Source organism: Idiomarina loihiensis, from assembly GCF_024584785.1.
GTDB classification, from domain to species: Bacteria; Pseudomonadota; Gammaproteobacteria; order Enterobacterales; family Alteromonadaceae; genus Pseudidiomarina; species Pseudidiomarina fusca.
Map to the genome: position 1 here is coordinate 428,848 of NZ_CP074112.1, position 19,943 is coordinate 448,790.

Sequence of the window (19,943 nt, forward strand, 5' to 3'; positions counted from 1 at the left end):
CATGTCAGATTATAAAGCCGATGCCATAGAGGTCTTAAATGGCCTAGAACCGGTCCGGCGCAGGCCCGGAATGTATACCGACACCACTCGTCCTAACCACCTTGGTCAAGAGGTGATAGATAATAGTGTGGATGAAGCCTTAGCTGGCCACGCTAGAGAATTGACGGTGATATTGCACCCTGATCAATCGCTTGAGGTACAAGATGACGGGCGCGGTATGCCAGTTGATGTGCATCCGGAAGAGGGGGTGCCCGGGGTTGAGCTGATCATGACGAAGCTGCATGCCGGAGGCAAGTTCTCAAACAAGAGCTATAAGTTTTCAGGCGGTCTGCACGGGGTTGGTATCTCGGTTGTAAATGCGTTATCAACGCGAGTTAACGTTACCGTAAAGCGTGATGGTCAGGTCTATCAAATGGCTTTTGAGCATGGCGATAAAGTATCAGACCTAGAAGTTACCGGTACTGTTGGGAAACGTAACACAGGGACCAATATTCATTTTTGGCCGGACCCCAAATATTTTGATTCGGCTAAGTTTTCGGTCTTAAAGTTAACGCATTTATTGCGAGCCAAAGCAGTTCTTTGTCCGGGTTTAAAAATCAACTTTCGCAACCTTGTGGATCAAACTGAACAAACTTGGTTATACGAAGATGGCTTGCGCGATTATTTAGTAGAAGCGGTACAAGAATTACCAACGTTACCAGAAGAGCCTTTTATTGGCGCTTTTGCAGGTAACGAAGAAGCGGTTGATTGGGCCGTTACATGGTTGCCTGAGGGGGGCGAAGGTGTTACTGAAAGTTATGTAAACCTTATCCCTACGCCGCTGGGTGGTACTCACGCAAATGGCCTCCGGCAGGGCTTGCTCGAAGCTATGCGTGATTTTTGTGAGTTCCGTAATCTATTACCGCGCGGCGTACGCTTAACTCCGGAAGATATATGGGACCGCTGTGCTTATATTTTATCGGTGAAAATGCAAGATCCGCAGTTTGCTGGACAAACCAAAGAGCGTTTGAGTTCGCGCCAATGTGCGGCGTTTGTCTCTGGCGTCGTGAAGGATGCCTTTAGTCTCTGGCTCAATGAACACACCGAGCAAGCGGAACAACTTGCTGAGCTTTGTATTAATAATGCCCAGCGCCGCATGCGCGCTAGTAAGAAAGTGGTGCGTAAAAAAGTGACTCAGGGTCCTGCATTACCGGGTAAGTTAACCGATTGCGCAACACAGGATCCAGCTCGTGGCGAGTTATTCTTAGTGGAAGGTGACTCTGCTGGTGGCTCTGCTAAACAAGCTCGCGATCGTGACTTTCAAGCGGTCATGCCATTGCGCGGTAAAATTTTAAACACCTGGGAAGTTGAATCGGATCAAATTCTTGGGTCACAAGAAATTCATGATATTTCGGTCGCGCTAGGGGTTGATCCTAACTCAGAAGATCTGGAGCAACTTCGCTACGGCAAAATCTGTATTCTGGCGGATGCAGATTCGGATGGCTTGCACATAGCAACCCTACTTTGTGCTCTCTTCGTTAGGCACTTCCGTCCGTTAGTAGAGCAGGGGCATATCTACGTCGCCATGCCACCACTTTACCGTATTGATGTTGGTAAGGAAGTTTTTTACGCCTTAGATGAAGGTGAAAAAAAGGGTATTTTAGACCGCATTGAAGCAGAGAAAAAGAAAGGCAAGGTAAACGTTCAACGCTTCAAAGGTTTGGGTGAAATGAATCCACTTCAGCTACGGGAAACAACCATGGATCCCAATACCCGACGTTTGGTTCAGCTTACGGTTGACGATAGCCAAGCGACAGATGAATTAATGGATATGCTGTTAGCAAAAAAACGTTCAGGCGATCGACGTGAATGGCTGGAAAGTAAAGGTAATTTAGTTGATTTAGCAGAGGTGGGCTAAGCCCATCTAGAAGCCTTAATCAGCCCACGCATGTAGGAGAATAAATGCAATGTCGATGGATACTGCAGAACAAATACCGCTAAGAAAATTTACCGAGGATGCGTACCTTAACTATTCAATGTACGTCATCATGGACCGAGCCTTACCGCACATCGGCGATGGTTTGAAACCGGTGCAGCGGCGCATCATTTATGCCATGTCAGAGCTGGGCTTATCAGCATTGGCAAAATATAAAAAATCAGCTCGTACAGTGGGCGATGTTTTAGGTAAATTCCACCCGCACGGTGACAGTGCTTGTTATGAAGCCATGGTGTTGATGGCCCAACCGTTTTCTTATCGCTATCCACTGGTTGATGGACAAGGTAACTGGGGTTCTCCGGATGACCCTAAATCGTTTGCGGCTATGCGTTATACCGAGGCACGTTTGTCGCGCTTCAGTGAGGTGTTGCTAAGTGAGCTCGGACAGGGAACAACCGACTGGACGCCAAACTTTGACGGGACGATGAAAGAGCCGTTGATGCTACCGGCTCGATTACCGCACATTTTGCTGAATGGCGTGACAGGTATAGCGGTGGGCATGGCAACGGATATTCCTCCGCACAATGCTCGTGAAGTAGCGCACGCTTGCGCGTTGTTGTTAGAAAAGCCTAGTGCTAGCTTAGCTGATGTAATGGAACACATGCGTGGTCCAGATTATCCCACAGATGCTGAAGTGATCACCCCCCATGACGACATCGTAAAGATGTATGAATCGGGTCGCGGTACCATCCGGATGCGTGCTAAATTCCATCTGGAAGACGGTGAAGTGGTGGTAACCGCATTACCTCACCAAGCCTCTGGTGCAAAAATACTAGAACAAATTGCTGGCCAGATGCAGGCAAAAAAATTGCCGATGGTTAGTGATCTGAGAGATGAGTCGGATCATGAAAATCCTACACGATTAGTGATAGTGCCGCGCTCTAATCGGATTGACATCGAACAGATGATGCAGCACTTGTTTGCGACCACCGACTTAGAAAAAAATTACCGGGTTAACTTGAACATGCTTGGGCTAGATGGACGTCCACAAGTTAAGCCAATCTTAAGTGTGCTGAAAGAGTGGTTAGAGTTTCGTCAGATCACTGTTACCAGACGGCTTAATTATCGACTAGATAAAGTATTAGCACGGTTGCATATCCTTGAAGGTTTACTGATTGCTTACCTGAACATAGATGAAGTGATTGCTATTATTCGCTACGAAGATGAGCCCAAAGCAGAATTGATGCGGCGATTTGCACTCTCGGATACCCAAGCTGAAGCCATCTTAGAGCTTAAATTACGGCATTTGGCCAAGTTAGAAGAAACCAAACTTACCGCTGAACAAAACGAATTGGAACAAGAGCGCGACCATCTGCAATTACTGTTGAGTTCAGACCGCCGTCTTAAGACGTTAATTCGTAAAGAAATATTAGCTGATGCTGAAAAGTATGGTGATGATCGACGTTCACCTTTAGTAGAGCGTCAAGAAGCGAAAGCCCTTAGTGAAAAAGACTTAACACCGGCTGAAGCTGTTACTGTTGTACTATCCAAAAAAGGCTGGGTAAGAGCAGCCAAAGGACATGATGTCGATGGAGCTAGCTTGACCTATAAAGCAGGTGATGAGTTTTTAGCATCTGCTCAGGGTAAGAGTAATCAACAGGTGGTGTTTATCGATAGTTCGGGCCGCAGTTTTGCCTGTGAAGCCCATTTACTGCCATCCGCCCGAACTCAGGGTGAACCCTTAACTGGACGCTTTAGTCTGGTTGCAGGGGAAACGGTTGACCAAGTGTTAATGGCCGCTGATGAACAAAGATATTTGCTGGCCTCGGATGCGGGCTATGGCTTTGTCTGTAAATTTGGCGACTTAGTAGGACGCAACAAAAACGGTAAAGCGGTGTTGAACTTACCAACCGGAGCTAAAATCCTTAAGCCGGTATTGGTACAAGATGTTGCCAGCGACTTACTTGCGGTTGTTTCAAACGAAGGTCGCATGCTGTTATTCCCGATCAAAGATTTACCAGAGCTAGCGAAAGGCAAAGGGAATAAGATGATAAGCATCCCGGCTTTACGTGCGCAGTCGCGCGAAGAGTATGTGGTAGCAACCGCAGTCGTACCCGCTGATGCGGCAATTACGCTCACTGCAGGTAAACGCAAGTTAACGTTAAAGCCAGCAGATTTAGAGCATTATCGTGGTGAACGAGGGCGTCGTGGTAATAAATTACCCCGTGGTTTGCAGAGAGTTGATGCAATATCTGTCGAAAGTCAAAACTGATCGGACGTTTTTTAAATGATAACAAGGTATAATGGCGGGCATTGAAAAAAGGAGAGAGCATGCTCGCTGTTGTACGTATTTTGCTACTAGGTCTATTCGTTATTATTGGCAGCACTTTATTGCTGCTCATTTGTATTTTTCGTCCTTTTCATCCCAATAACACCCCCTTGGCAGCCCATTGGTATGGTCGTATGCATAAGCTGTTGGGAGTAAAGCTGGACATTCGAATCCCTGACGCTTTAAAAAATTCAGGCCCTTTTGTTTACATTGCTAATCACCAAAATAGCTATGATATCTTTACCTTAGCTCGAGCTATGCCGATGCGGTCTGTCAGTATTGGCAAAAAAAGTTTGAAATGGATTCCTTTTTTTGGCCAACTCTATTGGCTCGCCGGCAACATTTTGATTGATAGAAAGAATACTGGTCGTGCTCGCGGTACTATTGAGCAAGCAGCACTAGCTATTCGTGAAAAGCAAATAAGCGTACTATTATTTCCGGAAGGTACTCGCAGTTACGGCCGTGGCTTACTGCCATTCAAGACGGGTGCATTTAGAACGGCAATGCAAGCTGGGGTAGATATCGTGCCTATTTGTGTGTCAAATTTACATGGCAAAATAAAGCTAAACCGTTGGAACAATGGCACTGTTATTATTGAGATGCTCAATCCTGTTAGAGTTTCGAATTATACCGCAGATTCTGTGCGAGCATTGGTCGCCCATTGTCACGAATTGATGTTGAACAAAATGAGTGAGCTTGATAGCGAGCTGCAAGGACAATCCGCATGAGCAATGATTTGAATGAGTTATTAGTGCAAAGTGATGAAACGGTTCAAGCATTACTTGCAGACGGTGCGCCACAAGACCAAAACTTTGTGATTGAACATCACCTCGCAAGCGCTGATTTTACAAAGTTAGAGAAGGCCGCTGTAGAGCTCGTGAAGGCAGGCTATCATGTTGATGATGCCGACGAATTTGAGCTTGAGGATGATAGCCGTTGGTACGCTTTTGTGGCAGTCAGTGAAGTGGTTCTAGATGCAAAAATTCTAGCATTACAAACCAAAGAAGTAGCAACAATCGCTGATTTAGCAGGGGTAGATTATGATGGTTGGGGCACTTACTTCGGTGATGATGACGAAGAAGAGTAATCTAGTTTTATCATCAAGTAACTCCTATTTATAGAAAAGCCCCGCGTTCACCTTTGATTGGTAAGCGCGGGGCTTTTAGTTAGCCTTATTATAACGCTATTCTACATCTCATAGTGCCGCAATTTTGTCGCGTTGATGCTGCAATTGCTCAAGAGTTTCTTGGCTTTCTTTGAGCTTCGCCTGCTCTTTCTCAATGACTGCAGCTGGCGCCTTGTCTACAAAGTTGCTGTTGCTCAGTTTACCTGCAACGCGTTGATACTCAGCCTTAGCTTTATCTATGGCCTTATCTAAACGTGCGAGCTCTGCGGCGGTATCAATTAAACCAGCCATCGGGATATGAATCTCCATCCGCCCTACAAGCGCTGTTGCACTCGCTGGAATAGCCGCTGCATCATCAACAAACTCGATACTTGTGAGCTTGGCCAACGAACTCAACAAACTCTGGTTTTGCTGTAAACGTTGCATTGCTAAATCATCGGCTTGATAGATTATAATTGGCAATGAGGTGTTCGGAGATAAATTCATTTCACCACGAATATTCCGAATCGCCACAATAACTTGCTTTAACCATTCCATGTCATCACGAGCTCCGCTAAAACGCTCGCTCTGCACCGTTGGGTAGGCCTGTAACATGATACTGCTACCACTTACGCCAGCGAGTGGAGCAACGCGCTGCCAAATCGCTTCAGTAATAAATGGTAGTAATGGATGCAACATGCGTAATAGCTGCTCAAGTACAGTAATGAGGGTATGTCGCGTGCCTCGCAATTGTGCCGCATTACCGTTTGAAAGAACGGGCTTAGTCAGCTCTAGATACCAATCACAGAACTGGTTCCAGGTAAATTCATAGGCAATACTTGCAGCATGGTCGAAACGATAGTTATCCAGCGCTTGGCGGAATTGCGCCAGGGTATCGTTAAAGCGCTCGATGATCCAGCGATCAGCCAGCGATAACTCAAGCTCAGAACCATCAGTACCACAGTCTTCGTTCTCAGTATTCATGATCACGTAGCGGCTTGCATTCCAGAGTTTGTTACAGAAATTACGGTAACCTTCTAGGCGCTTCATGTCCCAATTAATATCGCGTCCGGTTGAAGCTAATGCTGCAAGGGTGAAGCGGAGAGCATCAGTTCCATGTGCACTGATACCTTCAGGAAACTGTTTTTCAGTACGCTTAGCGATTTTAGCTTCTAATTGGGGTTGCATCATATTGGCGGTGCGTTTTCCCACCAGTTCAGACAACGAAATACCATCAATCATGTCTAGGGGATCAAGGACGTTACCCTTTGACTTAGACATTTTTTGGCCTTCTTCATCACGAATTAGACCAGTAACGTAAACCGTTTTAAAGGGTACCTGTGGCTTACCGTTTTCATCTTTGAGGAAGTGCATGGTCATCATGATCATGCGCGCTACCCAAAAGAAGATAATATCAAACCCAGTAACTAGCACGTCAGTTGGATGAAATGTTTTAAGGTCATCCGTTTGCTCTGGCCAGCCAAGAGTCGAAAAAGTCCACAGAGCTGAGCTAAACCAGGTATCTAACACATCTTCATCTTGTCTTAATTCACGGTCACCCAGATTGTGTTGTGCACGAACTTCAGCTTCATCCCGTCCTACGAAGACGTTACCATCATTATCATACCAAGCTGGAATACGATGTCCCCACCACAATTGACGAGAAATACACCAGTCTTGGATATCACGCATCCACGCGAAATACATATTTTCGTATTGCTTCGGCACGAACTGAATGTCACCGTTGGTAACAGCTTGTGTTGCAACCTCGGCTAATGGAGCGACCCGCACGTACCATTGATCGGTTAAGTGTGGCTCAATAGGAACACCACCACGGTCGCCATAGGGTACTTTATTGGTGTGAGGCTCGGTTTTGTCGAGTAAACCCAATTGCTCAAATTCAGCAATTAGCTGCTTGCGTGCCGCAAAGCGCTCTAATCCTTGATACCCCTCCGGTAAGGTACCATCAAACTCTCCAATGGCAGGCAGTGCTTCACCGGTAGGCGTATAGAGCCCTGCCACTTGGCGCACGTGGGCGAGGTCATCAAAAATAGCGATCATAGGTAATTGGTTACGTTTACCTACTTCGTAGTCGTTAAAGTCGTGCGCTGGAGTAATTTTGACACAGCCAGTACCAAATTCTTTATCAACATAAGTATCGGCAATGATTGGAATTCTACGACCCACAATAGGGAGCAGAACCTCTTTGCCAATCAAGTTTGTGTAGCGTTCATCGTCTGGATGAACCGCAACACAAACGTCGCCCAACATAGTTTCTGGGCGAGTTGTTGCTACGACCAAATAAGATAGTCCAGCAGCAGTAGTAACACCGTCAGCAAGAGGATAGCGTAAATGCCAAATGTGCCCTTGTTGCTCTTTGTTTTCTACTTCTAAGTCAGAAATTGCGGTTTGAAGTTTCGGATCCCAGTTAACCAGGCGTTTCCCACGATAGATAAGATTTTCTTGATGCAGGCGCACAAAAACTTCTTTGACAGCATTGGATAACCCATCATCCATCGTGAAACGCTCGCGCTCCCAATCCACTGAGTCACCTAAACGACGCATTTGCTGAGTGATGGTGCCACCTGATTGCTCTTTCCATTGCCAAATTTTATCGATGAAATCTTCACGCCCGATTTCTTGTCGAGTGATACCTTGAGCTGCTAATTGACGCTCCACGACCATCTGTGTAGCTATCCCGGCATGGTCGGTACCGACTTGCCAAAGGGTATTGTAGCCATCCATCCGCTTGTAGCGAGTGAGGGTATCCATAATCGTGTGCTGGAAAGCATGCCCCATATGCAGACTACCAGTCACGTTGGGTGGCGGTATCATGATGCAATAGGACTCACCTTGTCCCGAGGGCTTAAAATAACCTTGTTGCTCCCATTGCTGATAAAGAGCTTGTTCGATAGCGTTTGGGGAATACGTTTTGTCCATAGAAACCTTCATATCGTTCTATTTTCACGAAGAAAACTGCACATCTTTGGCTTGTATTGTAGATAAATTCAAACCTAGACTGCGATATTGTTTAAAGCGTTCACGAGCTAATTGACGACCTTCATCATCACTGGGAACACGCTCAATAATCCTATTTGCACCGTTTAGCGGTGGCATCTCACTCATTAAATTGACGATGACAGCGGTACGCCTATTGGATGCGTTGACACCTTGCCAGCAAATTTCAACGGGGGCCCCCTGAGTGGGGCCCTCGCCAACTAGGTTATGCGGCACAAAGGCATCAGCAGGATGCTGCCATAAGGCTTGATCGAGCTGTTCGGCCAATTGCTGCGTTTGGCACCACACCCTTACGCTGCGATAGTCGCGCCAATGGCTAGCAATATGCTCACAAAAAAATGTAAGTTGCTGCTGTTCGTCTAGACCATCAAGAACGTAAAAGATGCACTGGCTCATATTAATCCTGAGTTAAAGCTTGCGTACGATTGATTATAAACTGAGTAAGCAAAGGTACCGGCCGGCCGGTCGAACCTTTTTTAGCTCCGCCACGCCAAGCTGTTCCGGCGATATCTAAATGAGCCCAGTTATATTTTTTAGTAAAGCGCGATAAGAAACAGGCCGCAGTAATGGTGCCAGCTTCGCGTCCACCTAAATTAGCCATATCGGCAAAGGGGCTATCTAACGATTCTTGGTATTCTTCCCATAGTGGTAAACGCCAAGCTCGATCTCCAGTTTGCTCTGATGCAGATAGCAATTCATGAGCAAGTGGATTATGGCTACTCATCAAGCCACTAGCGTGTGCACCAAGAGCTATCACACAAGCACCTGTGAGTGTTGCTACATCAATTACTGCATCGGGTTCAAATCGTTCAACATAGGTAAGGGTATCACATAATACCAAGCGACCTTCAGCGTCCGTGTTCAATACTTCAACCGTTTGACCACTCATGGTGGTTAGAATATCACCTGGCCGATAAGCTTTACCATCAGGCATGTTCTCGCAACCGGCCAAGGCACCAATTACATTAATAGGTAATTGCAGCTCAGCAATCGCATGCATGGCGCCAAGTACCGCAGCAGCTCCGCCCATGTCGTACTTCATTTCATCCATAGCCGCGGAAGGTTTAATCGAAATCCCACCAGAGTCAAAGGTTAAACCTTTACCAACAAGCACAATAGGGGCTTGGTCTGGTGCGCCACCTTGATAATGCATCAGGCTGAGAATTGATTCATGCTCTGAGCCACGGCCTACAGCCAGATAAGCGTTCATCCCAAGCTCAGCCATTTCTTGTTCGGTGACTGCCGAGAATGTAACATTGTCATACTTATCAGCTAATGCGGCGGCTTGCTCGGCCAAATACTGCGGCGTACAGATATTGGGTGGCATATTGGCGACATCCCGACAAACATGCATGCCTCTGGCTACAGCTAGGCCATGCTGAATAGCTTTTTCGCTTAGTGGTAGTTCACGACGCGTTGGCACGTTGAAGACTAACTTGCGTAACGGTCGACGTGGTTCTTCTTTGCGTGTTTTGAGTTGGTTAAAAGTATATAGGCTTGATTGTGCTGCCTCGACTGCTTGACGGACCTTCCAATAGGTGTCGCGTCCCTTAACATGTAATTCACTCAAAAAACAAACGGCTTCCATTGAGCCAGTTTCATTTAAAGTATGGATGGTTTTTTCAATAATTTGTTTATACTGACGTTCATCGAGTTCACGTTCTTTACCACAACCAACGAGCAGTACTCGCTCGCTGAAAATATTGGGAACGTTGTGCAATAGTAACATTTGTCCCGGCTTGCCTTCTAAATCGCCACGCCGTAGCAGGTTACTTAAGTAACCGTCACTTACTTTATCGAGTTGTTCAGCAACTCCAGATAGGCGGCGTGGTTCATAGACACCGACGACAATGCAGGCAGATCGTTGCTTCTCCGGACTGCCACTTTTTACGTTGAACTCCATAAGTGCTCCCGTTTGCTGCGGTTGACAGCAGATCGCTGCCGTAGAATAATTCTTGTGAAAATGACAAGTTTACTTAAAAATCGCAGTATTTCCAGCAAAAAGCTATGTTAAGAGTGGTCTCTAGTGCGCATATTTCGCTATTTAATCGGTGAAACATTTAAGTCTCAAATCGCTGTGTTGGTGGTTTTGATGACTATTTTCGTCAGCCAGAAGTTCGTTCGGGTGCTGGCTGATGCATCGGCGGGCGAAATTCCAAGCAACATAGTTATTCAGTTACTTGGGTTAAACTTGCCCGCATTGGCTGCGCTAATTCTGCCCTTAAGCCTATTTCTAGGAATCTTGCTAGCACACGGTCGGATCTATGCTGAGAATGAAATGAGCGTGCTGCATGCCTGTGGGGTGAGCGAGTGGTATGTTACTCGTGTCACCTTAGTTGTGGCTGTTTTATTAGCCCTTCTAACCGCTAGCTTGACCTTGTGGTTGGTGCCTTGGTCGCTAGAACAAGAACGTGTCGTGGAAGAAAAAGCACGCAGCGAAACAGGGTTAAGCGTTATCATGCCAGGCCGTTTTCAACAGGCAAGCAACCAGAAAGCAGTGATTTACGTGCAAGGGCTAACCGAAGACGGCAGTTTAGATGAAGTGTTTGTGGCGCAGTCACTGCGAGATGAAAAGGATCAAGTGGTTGGTACTAGTGTCGTTATGGCCGACAGTGGTAGTGTTTTAGCGGCCGCTTCGGGAGCACAAACCTTAGTGTTGAACAATGGTATGCGCTACGCCCAGAGTCATCTAGAAAAAGAGTATCAAGTGATGCAGTTTGACGACTATCAACTGCAAATAAAGGAACAAGAAGGCTCAGAGTATATCCGTAAACTAGAAGCATATAGTACCGCCGAATTGCTGGCAGAAGATAATCCTGAAGCCCATGCTGAATTACAGTGGCGGATTGCTATTCCACTAGCAATGCCGCTGCTTACTCTGATTGCGGTGCCATTGAGTAGGGTAAATCCTCGTCAGGGCAAATTTGCCCGAATGGCACCAGCTTTGTTGATATATCTGGGATACTTTTTGATTTTAATGGCTGCCCGCTCGGCGGTAGCTGATGGTGTTATTCCACCGGTCGTTGGACTGTGGTGGATTCATATCTTATTGCTCTTGTTCGGTGTGATCTTGATTGGTAAAGGTCGGTCGTTAGGGCTCAAGCTCCTCGCTAGCTTACGAGGAGAACGTTAATGTTTTCTATCTTAGACAAATACATCGCTCGCTCCGTGTTAGTTACGTCATTGTTGAGTTTGGCGGTATTGAGTGGGCTATCTAGTCTGATTCGGTTTGTTGAGCAACTCAAATCAGTCGGCAAAGGCACCTACAGTGTGGCAGATGCGGGCCTTTTTGTGCTTTACAGTCTGCCGCGAGATATTGAGGTGTTCTTCCCTATGGCTGCTTTACTTGGTGGCCTGATTGGAATGGGAATGTTGGCGAGCAATTCAGAGTTAGTGGTGATGTTAGCTGCCGGGCGTTCTCGTTTAAATATCGTTGCTTCAGTGATGAAAGCCGCGGTGATTATGATGCTAGCAGTTATGGCTATGGGCGAGTGGATTGCACCGCAATTAGAATCTCATGGTCGAGAACTAAGGGCCCGTGCGATATCAGGCGGCAGCCTAATTTCTGCTCAACAAGGTATTTGGGCTCGCGATGGTCAGCGCTTCGTTAATATTGGAGAAGTTGAAGATACAGGACGGTTACGCAACATCACTGTGTATGAGTTTGACCAGCAACAAGAATTGCAGGCCGTGATGCAAAGTGATTCAGCTATGTATCAGATTGATCGTTGGCGTTTACAAGGGGTTACCACCACCCGTTACGGATTAGAGCAGATTACTACTGAGCGCCGTGGTGAATTGTTATGGCAATCTAGCTTAACTCCGGACAAGTTAGGGGTGGTTACGGTAAAACCTGAGTCACTTTCTATTCGTGGACTGCTAGACTACTTAGACTATCTCACCAGTAATAGGCAAGCATCTGAGCGTTACGAATTGGCGTTATGGCGAAAAGTGCTGGCGCCTGTTACCGTAGCAGTGATGCTGCTGGTGGCGTTATCATTTATCTTTGGGCCGCTACGTTCTACGTCTATGGGCGCCCGGATTTTACTTGGTGTGATAACTGGTTTTGGTTTTCATGTCAGTAATGAGATATTTGGTCCTATGGCGCAGGTTTATCAAATGCCGCCAGTACTGGGGGCTCTATTACCAAGCTTAATATTTGCAATTTGGGCAATTTGGATGATGCAGCGCCGAGGAGCCTAGCATGGCGCTTCACTATCAAAACTAGAGTTCCTTCCAATAATACAACTGGTTAGCTTCTTTGGATAAGGTTACAAGTTCTGTCCCAGCAGCGTAATCATGCCAAGCTCGGCGATGTTTGAAATCTACGAGTACCCAAAGGTTACCTAGGCCAAAGCAACAAGTTAATACTCTAATCAAAGCTTGTTTTTTGGTAATCCGGTGGCCGTTGCGTTGTTGTACTTTTAGACGCCAAGCACGCATCCCAATAGTTTGTCCACTACGCCACCAGAACCAGCCAAAAAAGCCACCAAGCACTAGTAGTAGATAAATTTGATAAAACATGGATTGGTTCAACCAAGCGGCATGGTCCATCCCCGCTGGTAATTCTAACCAACCTAAGCTAGTGAGCAGTGCTGCGCAACCTAATGCTAGTGCAGACGCTAACATGATAATCGCAACCGCGACTAGCACATCATAAATCATGGCTGCAAGACGTCGTAAGAAACCAGCACTGGCAAACTCAGCATGAATTTGAGCAGTCGAGCGCGGTGCATCAGTAGGATTAGCATTAGCGGTATCGGTCATAGCAGTCTCTATTGGTAAATAAACGCTAATCATATTAACTAATATTCATCTCGCTGCCGAGTAAAACTGGTTGATTGGCTAGGATTTAGCCGATTGATTCAAGTTATGAATAAATCACTTGATTGGTTGCGAAGCATCAGTATAATGCGCTGCATACTTCAGTTAGCAACGCTAGCGCAAAACCCAGTGCCTGGGTGGCGAAATTGGTAGACGCAGCGGATTCAAAATCCGCCGTTGGCGACAACGTGTCGGTTCGAGTCCGACCCTAGGCACCATCTATTCAAAGATTACTCCGCGTATAATTTCTCGCTCCATGATGGGCTCGTCCTGCAAGGCTTCCGCCTTTAATTAGTGAAAGAAACTTTCGACACAGACATTATCCCAACAATTTCCTTTTCGGCTCATACTCTGAGTAAGCCCATTTTTTTAGCGCTTGGCAAGAGCTATACCTACGACGGCCACAACCGCCGCGTTAAGGTGGCAGGCAACGGTGATACCCGCTACTATCTCTACAGCCAGTCGGGGCAGCTGTTATTGAGTGAAGACAACGGCGTTCAAACGAACTACATTTACCTTGGTAATAGGCTTATCGCTGAAGACCGCCAGGCAACAACCACCTTTATCCATACAGATAGGTTGGGCAGCCCGGTGGCACGAACCAACAGCACAGGAAGGGTAGAGAGTCGCCGGCATTACCAACCTTTTGGTGACACTTACGAAGCGCCAAACGACGACATCGGATACACTGGCCATAAGTACGATAATGACTTAGGCCTGAGTTATATGCAGGCACGATACTATGATCCAGTTATCGGTCGTTTCTATTCGAATGATCCGGTTGGATTCAAAGATATACATAGCTTTAATAGGTATGCGTATGCGAATAACAATCCATATAAATATGTAGATCCAGATGGAAGGGAAGTATCAGTTGCTGCAAATTTACAAAAGGACTATAACGCAGCTAAAACTTATTTAACTTCAAAATCCAGCATAGCTAAGTCTTACTTCAATAGAATCGAAAGTAGTAGACAAACGGTTAGAATTGAAAGGACAAATGGCGGCTCTGAATCAACTGTTGGTGATCCTGTTATGGGCGACAAAATTGATTGGAACCCTCAAGAGGGATTAATTACAAGTGATGGTTCTCAATCACCAGCTACGGGACTTATTCACGAAATAATACACGTGTTAGTGAACGAAGCTGGAGTTCCGAATGAACAACAGGATCAGACTACAATTTTGAAAGAAAATGCAGTTAATTCACAAACTGGCGAAGGGACAAGGCGAGATCACAATGACGGTACTGTAGAAACTGTAAGTGGCCCGACTTGCAGGTCAACAGAAGATGGAGGCGAGGTTTGTGGTTAGGTTAAAGTATATTATTTTAACAATTATAGTTTTGCTTCAAGGATGTGGCGAATCTGGTCTGGTTGATATTTATTATGACGGATTTTGGACAAAGCATAGGGTTTATCAAAGTGAAGCTCAACTTGAAGAAAGCGCCAAAATAAAAATCACAAAACTAGATATAAAATTACTTTCTGATGAGGCATCAACATATCTTTTTGATAACTTTGGTGTAAACAACAAAGCCAAGATACCGGAAGACATAGTATTTATGGCTCTAATTCGCTCTCTAGATGGAAAATTAGAAAGAAAAATTATTGGAGACAGTATTTATCTTTATGACGTTACTAATAACTTGTTTAAAGTTTTGGACGATGATCAAAAAGATTACTTAAGGTGCTTTTTCACTAAACATGCGAGTGAACCAGTAATTGACGAAAAATTAGAAAGTCATTGTGCAAAGTATAAAATTTGACCTCACAGCCCCTTCGCGGGGCTTTTTTGTGGCCAATCGGAAATTGTTAACAACGCAGAAAGGACTGGCTGGTGTTGTATTCAAGCTTGTGTCTATCTGTGTAATAGCGGTTATATGTGGAAGGTGGAGAGTGTAAAAATATCTGTGTAAATGGCATTCTTAACAATATCGAAGAAGGATATCAGAATGCCAATATCAGACAAACTCATCGACCAGCTGCTTGACGGCTGTGATTCCCCAGAAGACATCTTAGGCGAAGCCGGCCTACTCAAACAGCTTACCAAGAAGGTGGCAGAGCGGGTGCTAGAGGCTGAAATGGAAGCTCATTTAGGCTACGCACCAAATGACTCAGCCGGCAACAACAGCGGCAACTCTCGTAATGGTAAAACCAAGAAAACTGTTCGTAGCATCAATGGCGATGTCGAACTAGATATTCCTCGTGACCGTAACGGTAGTTTTGAGCCCAAGTTAGTTCGCAAAGGCGAACGCCAGCTGAATGGATTTGATGAGCGCATCATAGCATTGTATGCGCGTGGCATGACTACTCGTGACATTCAAGCATACCTTGAAGAAGCCTATGGTGTTGAAGTCTCGCCGACGTTCATTTCTCAGGTGACCAACGCCGTCATGGACGAGGTCAAGGCCTGGCAGCATCGTCCGTTGGCAAAGCTGTACCCAGTTGTTTACCTTGATTGTCTAGTCGTTCGCAGCCGTGATTCTGGTGTTGTACAGAATAAGTCAGTGTACCTAGCGCTTGGCATCAACACTGACGGTGAAAAAGAGCTGCTCGGGCTGTGGATGGCTCAAACTGAAGGCGCTAAATTCTGGCTATCGGTAATGAACGAGCTGAAAAACCGTGGTGTAGACGATATCTTCATTGCCTGCTGCGATGGCCTTAAAGGCTTCCCTGAAGCCATTGAGGCGGTTTACCCGAAGACTCAAGTGCAACTGTGCATTGTGCACCAAATTCGCCACTCTCTGCGGTACGTAAACTGGAAACAGCGCAAGACTATTGCCGCTGATTTAAAACTCATTTATGGCGCGGCTACTCGCGCTGAAGCCGAGCAGGCACTAGAAAATTTCGCCTCGACATGGGACTCTGAGCATCCCACCATCAGCCGCTCATGGCGGGCAAACTGGGAGCGCTTAAGTGTGTTCTTCGACTACCCAGTTGAGATACGCAAGGCCATTTATACCACCAATGCCATTGAGTCGCTGAATGCGTCACTGCGCAAAATCAGCAAAACTCGCCGGTCGTTCCCTAACGACGAAGCCGTCATGAAGGTGCTGTACTTGGCCTTGCATCAGGCTTCAAAAAAGTGGACTATGCCCATACGCAACTGGAAGCCAGCGATGGCACAGTTCGAGATTATATATCAGGATCGGATTTAACAGTGAAATCAGCCATTTACACAAAATCTTTTACAGTCTCTTAACAAAAGGAGAGCGAGTCGCTGACTCGCCTCTTCCACTTATGTTAAAATTTATTTCACTTTTTATAACAATTTTAGTTATTACTGCGTGCGCTCAACAGGTAAGACTTGGTAGTGGGCACGTACTTCGTATTTATGAGAGCGAGATTGAAATCAATTCGTGGTATCGCAACAACGAAGAAAAAATTTTAATAAGTAACCTAAAACATATCCGGCTAGACAGTTTATTCAGCATAAACGCTGAAAATTATAATCTCTCTTTCTATTCTACGAGGGCTATCTCTGAATGCTTCAAGACAGAGGATTCACTAGAAACGAAAGTTGCCTCACTTATATCTGAGCAATTCTCTCCTTTGCTCAACGGACATTCGCTACATGTCAATTTTTTACCCAAGTCAAACTTCGATATAGTCAGCAAAAAAAGGGTAGATAGCCCTGATCCATTAGCCTTTGTGTTTCCAGTAGATATTTCAAAAGAATGTAGTCAATCGCTTATTGCGAGCGCTTTCAAAGATACAATAAGGACAATAGTCCATGAATTATTTCATCTTCACACGTACAAAAATAAACTTCCTTTTAGCAACTTAGAGGGAGAGGTCCTGGCCTACCAAGCTGAGTACTGCAACAATGTATTCGCAGCAAATACTACGCATTTCTATCTCAATGAAGATGGTCAGACCACCCCACAAAAATTGAATAGCAGTTCGATTTCTATTCAAGCTAGCTATATCTTCCAAGATTTCCTTGAAGATACGTACAATCGAGTCTACTCGTTGACCGATGTAAGCGAGCAAGACAAGGTTTCACTCATGATTCAAGAGGTATGTAATAGTGTTACTCAAATGGTCTACTAACTTGTGATCCGTACCAGTACTTTTGGACACCGAGCTAAGTGAGTAAAATCACTTAACGAGGTGAATCATGAAAGCAAATAAAACACGCAAAGTCCACACACAAGAATTTAAAGCAGAAGCCCTGAAATTAGCTGAAAGAATAGGCGTTGCAGCGGCGGCTAGAGAACTAAAAGTCTACGAATCCCAGCTGTACAGTTGGCGGACTGCGGCGCAAAAAAAATCTAGCACGAGCGCCAGAGAAGCAGAGCAAGTCGCTGAAATTACTCGATTAAAACGTCAATTAGCTGAACAGGCAGAGGACCTAGCCATATTAAAAATGGCGGCTACCTACTTCGCGAAGAACCAAAAATAGCCAGATTTGAGTTTATTCTTGAGCACCAGCATCAATTCAGCTTAAAGCGGATGGTGAACGTGCTCAACGTATCGCGTAGTGGGTATTATGCCTGGCGGAAACATGGTCAGACAGTCAATCCTCGAGAGCAGCGTCAAATTGAGCGAGACGAGGCGATTAAGCAGGCATTTATTGACTCGAAAGAGCGCAGCGGCGCTCGGCGTATCCAAGTGGATTTGGCAGAGCTCGACATGACACCCGACATCAAAACTATTCGCAATAGTATGATACGCCAGGGCCTTGTACCTAAGGCTGCACGTGAATTTAAGGTCACCACGGACAGTAAGCACAATCAGCCTGTGGCGCCAAACTTGCTGGAGCAAGATTTTACAGCAAGTGCTCCGAATCAAAAGTGGGTTGGCGATATCACGTATTTATTCACGAGTGAGGGCTGGCTGTACCTAGCGGTAATCATCGATTTATATTCACGCTCGGTTGTTGGCTGGTCGATGAGTAACCGAATGACCGCAACGTTGGTGTGTGATGCTCTGAAAATGGCTTTATTTCGCAGAGGTTTTCCCGAAGGGATCATTGTTCACAGCGACCGAGGTAGTCAATATTGTTCAAACGATTATCGAGATTTAATTAAAAAACATAGACTTACTCAGAGTATGAGCCGAAAAGGAAATTGTTGGGATAATGCCTGTGCCGAAAGCTTCTTTCACTCATTAAAGGTCGAAGCCTTGCAGGACGAGCCCATCATGGATCGAGAAAATATGCGCCGAGCAGTCTTTGAGTACATCGAAGTTGATTACAACAAGACAAGAAGGCATAGTGCTATTGGCTATCTCAGCCCAGAGAACTTTGAATTAACAAATAGTGCTTAGCAAAGTGTCCACTTTTAGTGGTACGGATCAGTGCTGCTGTTGGATTTGCAAGTGAGGTAATACCCCAAATAGCTTCAGGTGGAAGTGTAAGTGATTGGGGAGAGGTAGCCATGCAAACTGGTATTGGCGCTATCTCAGGAGGAACAGGCGGTGCGGCAGGTAAGTTAGCGAGTAAAGCTATCGGTGCATTAACAAAACCAGCTTCGGCAATGGGAAGCGGTGCTTCAAAGGTTGCAACTGAAGGTGATGCGGGAGCGAGAAACCCTTCAGATCCTGCTGCGGGACTATCAAGCTTACCGGCTACAGATCCTGCTGTTAACGGTGGGGCAGCTAGAGGCTCATCCAACATAAGTAACAGCAATAATTGCCCAGCTACAGCTTCTAACTGTTCATAAGGAAATGCTATGAAGATTACTCTGTACTTTTTATTCGCGTTAATGATGATGTCGTGCTCAGAGAACATGCAAATTGACAGTGAGATGGCATCAGGAATCGAGAAGGATTCTATTGAATTACTAGGATTATACCCATCCGAAAATTTTGGCGTAGACATTACGGGTAGCGTTGTGATCAGTGATTTGAATCCTGAAAAAGTTTATGTTTCTGATAAGGGAATTTATATTGTTTTGAATTCTTCGCTAGCTACAGAAAGCGGTATCTATGTACCTAGGCCTGAGGTACAGGTTGATACATCAAATGGTAATGATCCTAGCTATGAACATGTGAGCGGAAGAGTATATAAATACAAAATAAAAGGGTAATAATTCATTCTAAATCCAAAGCCCCACCCTCACCAGTAACTCGGTGTCGGCGGGGCTTTTTGTTACCAAAGCAGACAACACTCTTCAGCAAATTCGCCATCTTTCCACTGGCCGAGAGACTTTTTGCCATCGGGTGTGGTTCGAACAAGGTGATTTGGGTAATCTGGCAGATGCAGCAGTGCAATACGCAACTTCAGGCTCAGTTGACTTAAAACAGTCGTTAATAAGTGGTGCTGTTGGAGCCGTAACGGGAGGACTAACTTCTTTAGCAAAGTCAGGATTAACTGTGGGAGGGAAAGTTGTCGCAACTCAATTTGAAAAAGCAGCTGCTGGAGCATTAGTTACTTCAGGTAGCGCCGTTGCTGGTACAGGCGGCTATGCAGTCAATGAGTCGCTGAACGGAAATACCCCTACTGCTGGGAATACTGCTGTAAATGGATTATTGTCAGCGACTGGCCCCGGTAAGCAAGTAGGCAATGCTATTGGAAAGGTTGCCGATTTTACGAAAGACACATTCCGCTCCCTAGACAATCAAGCTACTGATCTTGCGACTCAAGCAACTTCAGAATTGGCTGGCAAATCAGTTGATGAGGCAATTAAAAAAGATGAATGATTCGACTAAAAAAAGCATCTTTATAAGAGCAATTAAGTTTAGCCTTATATCATCGGTAATTATCATATTACTGGTTATCTACAGGATGCTTACTTCAGACGTTGT

General features: G+C 45.6%; 18 protein-coding genes, 1 tRNA gene and 1 pseudogene. 14 read left to right on the forward strand and 6 right to left on the reverse strand.

Features of this window, described 5'->3' with window-relative positions:
- Position 1: 1 nt before the first annotated feature.
- Genes parE through rraB form a run of 4 tightly spaced genes read left to right on the forward strand, consistent with a single transcriptional unit; the run spans position 2 to position 5,331 of the window.
- The gene (parE, locus tag KGF88_RS01965) at positions 2-1,897 is read left to right on the forward strand and encodes a DNA topoisomerase IV subunit B (protein ID WP_110076419.1); all 1,896 of its coding nucleotides are present in this window, start codon (positions 2-4) and stop codon (positions 1,895-1,897) included.
- Between the two features lie 49 nt (positions 1,898-1,946).
- Complete coding sequence (gene parC, locus KGF88_RS01970; protein ID WP_153827219.1) at positions 1,947-4,187, forward strand: DNA topoisomerase IV subunit A; 2,241 nt, start codon at positions 1,947-1,949, stop codon at positions 4,185-4,187.
- 59 nt (positions 4,188-4,246) lie between these two features.
- Positions 4,247-4,972 carry a 1-acylglycerol-3-phosphate O-acyltransferase gene (locus KGF88_RS01975; RefSeq protein WP_153827220.1) on the forward strand — a complete coding sequence of 242 codons (726 nt, stop codon included), beginning with the start codon at positions 4,247-4,249 and terminating at the stop codon, positions 4,970-4,972.
- Positions 4,969-5,331, forward strand: coding sequence for a ribonuclease E inhibitor RraB (gene rraB / locus KGF88_RS01980; protein ID WP_110076375.1), 363 nt, complete (start codon positions 4,969-4,971; stop codon positions 5,329-5,331). Before KGF88_RS01975 ends, rraB begins: the two co-directional genes overlap by 4 nt.
- 108 nt (positions 5,332-5,439) lie before the next feature.
- Here the strand turns inward: rraB and KGF88_RS01985 are convergent, their stop codons facing one another.
- From KGF88_RS01985 to pepA, 3 genes are read right to left on the reverse strand one after another with little or no spacing between them, the layout of a single operon-like run.
- The gene (locus tag KGF88_RS01985; RefSeq protein ID WP_153827221.1) at positions 5,440-8,289 is read right to left on the reverse strand and encodes a valine--tRNA ligase; all 2,850 of its coding nucleotides are present in this window, start codon (positions 8,287-8,289) and stop codon (positions 5,440-5,442) included.
- Between the two features lie 24 nt (positions 8,290-8,313).
- Positions 8,314-8,763 (reverse strand): DNA polymerase III subunit chi, encoded by a 450-nt coding sequence (locus KGF88_RS01990; protein WP_153827222.1) that lies wholly within the window; start codon positions 8,761-8,763, stop codon positions 8,314-8,316.
- A gap of 1 nt (position 8,764) precedes the next feature.
- On the reverse strand, positions 8,765-10,270 hold the full coding sequence (gene pepA, locus KGF88_RS01995) for a leucyl aminopeptidase (RefSeq protein ID WP_110076372.1): 1,506 nt from the start codon (positions 10,268-10,270) through the stop codon (positions 8,765-8,767).
- 123 nt (positions 10,271-10,393) lie between these two features.
- On the opposite strand from pepA, the gene lptF reads away from it, so the two are divergent.
- Both lptF and lptG read left to right on the forward strand, forming a co-directional pair.
- On the forward strand, positions 10,394-11,500 hold the full coding sequence (gene lptF / locus KGF88_RS02000; RefSeq protein ID WP_110076371.1) for an LPS export ABC transporter permease LptF: 1,107 nt from the start codon (positions 10,394-10,396) through the stop codon (positions 11,498-11,500).
- Positions 11,500-12,570: an LPS export ABC transporter permease LptG gene (gene lptG / locus KGF88_RS02005; protein WP_110076370.1), complete on the forward strand. Its 1,071-nt coding sequence runs from the start codon at positions 11,500-11,502 to the stop codon at positions 12,568-12,570. Before lptF ends, lptG begins: the two co-directional genes overlap by 1 nt.
- A gap of 21 nt (positions 12,571-12,591) precedes the next feature.
- On the opposite strand, the gene KGF88_RS02010 is transcribed toward lptG, so the two are convergent.
- Positions 12,592-13,134, reverse strand: coding sequence for an RDD family protein (locus KGF88_RS02010; protein WP_153827223.1), 543 nt, complete (start codon positions 13,132-13,134; stop codon positions 12,592-12,594).
- A 188-nt stretch (positions 13,135-13,322) separates the two neighbouring features.
- Between KGF88_RS02010 and KGF88_RS02015 the strand changes: the two genes are divergently transcribed.
- Positions 13,323-13,409, forward strand: a tRNA-Leu gene (locus KGF88_RS02015).
- Between the two features lie 4 nt (positions 13,410-13,413).
- Here the strand turns inward: KGF88_RS02015 and KGF88_RS13875 are convergent.
- A pseudogene (locus tag KGF88_RS13875) lies at positions 13,414-13,551 on the reverse strand (IS3 family transposase); the annotation flags it as partial.
- Here KGF88_RS13875 and KGF88_RS02020 point away from each other — a divergent pair.
- The 5 genes from KGF88_RS02020 to KGF88_RS02040 all read left to right on the forward strand — a co-directional run bounded on the left by KGF88_RS02020 (position 13,486) and on the right by KGF88_RS02040 (position 18,464).
- Complete coding sequence (locus KGF88_RS02020; protein WP_324186773.1) at positions 13,486-14,505, forward strand: RHS repeat-associated core domain-containing protein; 1,020 nt, start codon at positions 13,486-13,488, stop codon at positions 14,503-14,505. The pseudogene KGF88_RS13875 and the gene KGF88_RS02020 overlap by 66 nt on opposite strands.
- The gene (locus KGF88_RS02025; RefSeq protein ID WP_153827224.1) at positions 14,498-14,959 is read left to right on the forward strand and encodes a hypothetical protein; all 462 of its coding nucleotides are present in this window, start codon (positions 14,498-14,500) and stop codon (positions 14,957-14,959) included. Before KGF88_RS02020 ends, KGF88_RS02025 begins: the two co-directional genes overlap by 8 nt.
- Before the next feature lie 186 nt (positions 14,960-15,145).
- Positions 15,146-16,351 (forward strand): IS256 family transposase, encoded by a 1,206-nt coding sequence (locus tag KGF88_RS02030; RefSeq protein ID WP_257119949.1) that lies wholly within the window; start codon positions 15,146-15,148, stop codon positions 16,349-16,351.
- 82 nt (positions 16,352-16,433) lie between these two features.
- Positions 16,434-17,246 (forward strand): hypothetical protein, encoded by an 813-nt coding sequence (locus KGF88_RS02035; RefSeq protein ID WP_153827414.1) that lies wholly within the window; start codon positions 16,434-16,436, stop codon positions 17,244-17,246.
- A 67-nt stretch (positions 17,247-17,313) separates the two neighbouring features.
- Positions 17,314-18,464, forward strand: a protein-coding gene (locus KGF88_RS02040; protein WP_257119950.1) for an IS3 family transposase whose coding sequence is annotated in 2 segments (ribosomal slippage) — positions 17,314-17,563 and positions 17,563-18,464 — 1,152 coding nt in all. Because the reading frame shifts where the segments join, the coding sequence is not laid out codon by codon here.
- On the opposite strand, the gene KGF88_RS02045 is transcribed toward KGF88_RS02040, so the two are convergent.
- Positions 18,427-18,927 (reverse strand): hypothetical protein, encoded by a 501-nt coding sequence (locus KGF88_RS02045; RefSeq protein ID WP_153826726.1) that lies wholly within the window; start codon positions 18,925-18,927, stop codon positions 18,427-18,429. The genes KGF88_RS02040 and KGF88_RS02045 overlap by 38 nt on opposite strands.
- On the opposite strand from KGF88_RS02045, the gene KGF88_RS02050 reads away from it, so the two are divergent.
- Together KGF88_RS02050 and KGF88_RS02055 are read left to right on the forward strand one after the other, a co-directional pair.
- Positions 18,926-19,225, forward strand: a complete 300-nt coding sequence (locus tag KGF88_RS02050) for a hypothetical protein (RefSeq protein ID WP_153826727.1) — start codon at positions 18,926-18,928, stop codon at positions 19,223-19,225. The genes KGF88_RS02045 and KGF88_RS02050 overlap by 2 nt on opposite strands.
- A 43-nt stretch (positions 19,226-19,268) precedes the next feature.
- Complete coding sequence (locus KGF88_RS02055; RefSeq protein WP_153826728.1) at positions 19,269-19,838, forward strand: hypothetical protein; 570 nt, start codon at positions 19,269-19,271, stop codon at positions 19,836-19,838.
- Positions 19,839-19,943: the final 105 nt, after the last annotated feature.